Here is a 3,056-nt window from a genome sequence, read left to right on the forward strand (position 1 = left end):
CGCGGCGCGCGCCCGGCGCTCGCCGGGGCGCTCGACGGGCCCGGGCCGGGCCGCCGCGTCCTGCAGGCGAACCGATACTTCGGCGAGGGCCTCACCCGTCAGCCATCGCGCCGCGGGCCCCGGCCGGCACCAGGCGAGGGCTGCCAGAGAGGCGTCCAGCGCCCCACCGGACCCGCTCGCGGACCCCGAACCGGCAGCCCCCGCACCGCCGTTCGGGAAGCCGTCGCCGACCTCGTCGAAGCGCCCCTCCAGAAGGCGCGCGGCCACGTCCCGTACGCCCTCCGCGTACGGCGTGCGCGCCAGCCTGCGGGCCGCGCGGTAGACGGTGACGGGCACGAACAGCGAGTGCGCTGAAGGGCCTTCGGCCTTGGCCAGGGCTGCGACCGGGCGCAGCAGCCGCCGGCGCTGCCGGTCCATCAACAGGTCGGCGAGACGCGCCGGATGGGCGTCCAGGGCCTGTCTTGCCCCATTCCCCACCAGGTGGTCGGCGCTGCCCGAGGTCAGCCGCCGCCGGTGCCGTTCGGCGAGGACCAGCGAAGGGCCCGGCTCGTCGGTGAGCGGAATGGCAGCGAGGCCGGCGTACGGCAGGGCGTCCTCACCGCCGGGCACCACTACGTGGTGGAGGCGGGGGTTGTCGGCGATGGCGCGGGCGCGTCCCAGCTCGGCTTCCCGCACCACGCGCGCGTGGCCGCCGGGTTCCCCGGAGACCAGGTCGTTGAAGGTCACGGCGAGCAGCCGCTCGCCCGCCGCCGAGCCGTGCCCGAGCGGCGTACCAGGCACGCCCGGCAGGCCCGCGGCGAGCAGCGCGAGCGTGGAGGAGGCGCTGCCACCGGAGAGGTCGGCGCCGATGCCGGGGGCCGGGGCGCCGCGCGCCGCACGGCGGGCGGCGGGGCCCATGCCCGGTACGGGCCCAGGGTCCGCCTCGGGTGTCTCGGGTGCGTGCCGGGGCGCGGCGAGCCTGGCCCGTACGGCCTCGACGAGCGCGTCCCGCACGCCGTCCAAGGCCTGGGCGGCGTCCAGTTGGGGCGCGGCGACGGCGAGCGAGGCGGTCGGCTCGTAGCCGGTGATCTGGCGGGAGCCGTCGCGCAGGATCAGCGCGTGCCCCGGCGGAACCCGCCGGACGCCCGCGTAGGGCGTGCCGTCCCCCAGGGCCTCGGGCGCGTCGGGGCAGGCGAGCAGGGCGGCGAGGTGGCTGACGTCGAGCTGGGCCTCGATGAGGTCGGCGAGCGGCAGCGCGGCCGTGGCGTACGCCGTGCCGCCGGACCAGGGGGTGTGGAAGACCGGCCGGGCGCCCGCCAGATCGCCGGCGACGGTGATCCGGCGGCCGACCTGGGCCACCGCCGTGTAGCTCCCCGGCCAGGCGGTGAGGTGGCGCAGGGCACCGCCGCGGGCGGTGAACAGGCCCGCGCGCAGCTGCTCGTCGCTCGCCCCGCAGCAGCCGAGGACGGCGAGCCGGGTCATGGAGTCGGCCTGTACGACGCGTACTTCGTCGGGGCGCCAGTCGCCGACGGCCCACAGCGGGCCCGGGTCGCCCCACAGGAGCTGGGCACCGACCGGATGGACCGTGCGCGCCTCTCCGAGAGGCACCGCGGCGGCACTGCTCCACCCCACCAACCACCGCATCGCCGCCTCCACACGCCGGGCCACCAGGAAGTGCAGTCATCATGCACACGAAGCCGACGGTTCCGGCGCCCGAACCCGCGAGTCCCGGCCGGGGATCGGGCACTTGACCGACCGGACCATGCTGCCACGGCCCACTGACAGTTCGGCCGGGTCGGGATGACCATCCCGTGGCGGACACGATCCGCAGCGGGTCCACCGCGTTCGCGTTCCGGAAGCGGCGCCGCCCGACCGCCGTTCACACAGGCGTCATTCGGCCAAAGTCGGGCCGCGGTACGAGCAGGGGCGTTCCCGCTCAGAACGGCGCAGTCCGGCCGGGCCTCAAAGCGCGGTCCGGGAGGCGGGTTCGCCTCCCGGACCGGACCACCACCCGCGGGGAATGAGGTGGCGGCATCCCCCAGCCCGCCGGAACCAGCACGGCGGGCCGACCCACGCACCATCCATGCAAACTCCGCCACTGTGGCTCGGACAGAGCGCACGGCCGGGCGCACGGCCACATGCCCCCGGAGCACACGCCCCCTTTTCCGGACACCAGTACGCACAACAATCCCGCCATCCGAAACACTGCCCCTTAACGGTCGGGATGCGGCGAACTACGCTGGGTTGACGAGTGCCCCGCCGCCGCAGGGGCGGCCGTCGGCGTGTCGAGGGGTGGCCATGTCCAGGGAGCAACGCGGGCCCAACGAGAAGCTCGGCACCGTTCTCGCCCTCGCGGGGATCAGCAACGCCGGGCTGGCCCGGAGAGTCAACGACCTCGGCGCGCAGCGCGGGTTGACCCTCCGCTACGACAAGACATCCGTCGCCCGGTGGGTGTCCAAGGGGATGGTGCCCCAGGGCGCCGCGCCGCATCTGATCGCCGCCGCCATCGCCGGCAAGCTCGGGCGGCCCGTGCCGCTCCACGAGATCGGCCTGGCGGACGCGGATCCGGCTCCTGAGGTCGGGCTCGCGTTCCCCCGTGACGTAGGAGCCGCGGTCCGCTCCGCGACCGAGCTCTACCGGCTGGACCTGGGCGCGCGCCGGGCGGGCGGCGGGGGCATCTGGCAGAGCCTGGCCGGGTCGTTCTCGGTCAGCGCCTACGCCACGCCCGCGTCCCGCTGGCTCATCACCCCGGCCGACAGCGCCGCCGCCCGCGACGCCAGGGAGGCCGAGGCCGGCGACGGCAAGCCCCTGAAGGTCGGCCACAGCGACGTGCGGAAGCTGCGCGAGGCGGCCGAGGACGCGCGGCGCTGGGACTCCAAGTACGGGGGCGGGGACTGGCGTTCGTCCATGGTCCCGGAGTGCCTGCGGGTCGACGCGGCGCCACTACTGCTGGGCACCTACAGCGACGAGGTGGGCCGCTCCCTGTTCGGCGCCACCGCCGAACTCACCCGGCTCGCCGGGTGGATGGCCTTCGACACCGGCCAGCAGGAGGCCGCCCAGCGGTACTACATCCAGGC

Annotated in this window: 1 protein-coding gene and 1 pseudogene; one reads left to right on the forward strand and one right to left on the reverse strand. The window is 75.7% G+C overall.

Annotated features, from left to right (window positions below):
• A partial coding sequence (locus tag AOK16_RS23390) for a macrolactam cyclase family protein (RefSeq protein ID WP_055474124.1) occupies positions 1-1,623 on the reverse strand: 1,623 nt, incomplete at its 3' end.
• A gap of 654 nt (positions 1,624-2,277) precedes the next feature.
• Between AOK16_RS23390 and AOK16_RS23395 the strand changes: the two are divergent.
• Positions 2,278-3,056: pseudogene (locus AOK16_RS23395) on the forward strand (MFS transporter); the annotation flags it as partial.

This window comes from Streptomyces pathocidini (assembly GCF_001418495.1).
GTDB classification, from domain to species: Bacteria; Actinomycetota; Actinomycetes; order Streptomycetales; family Streptomycetaceae; genus Streptomyces; species Streptomyces pathocidini.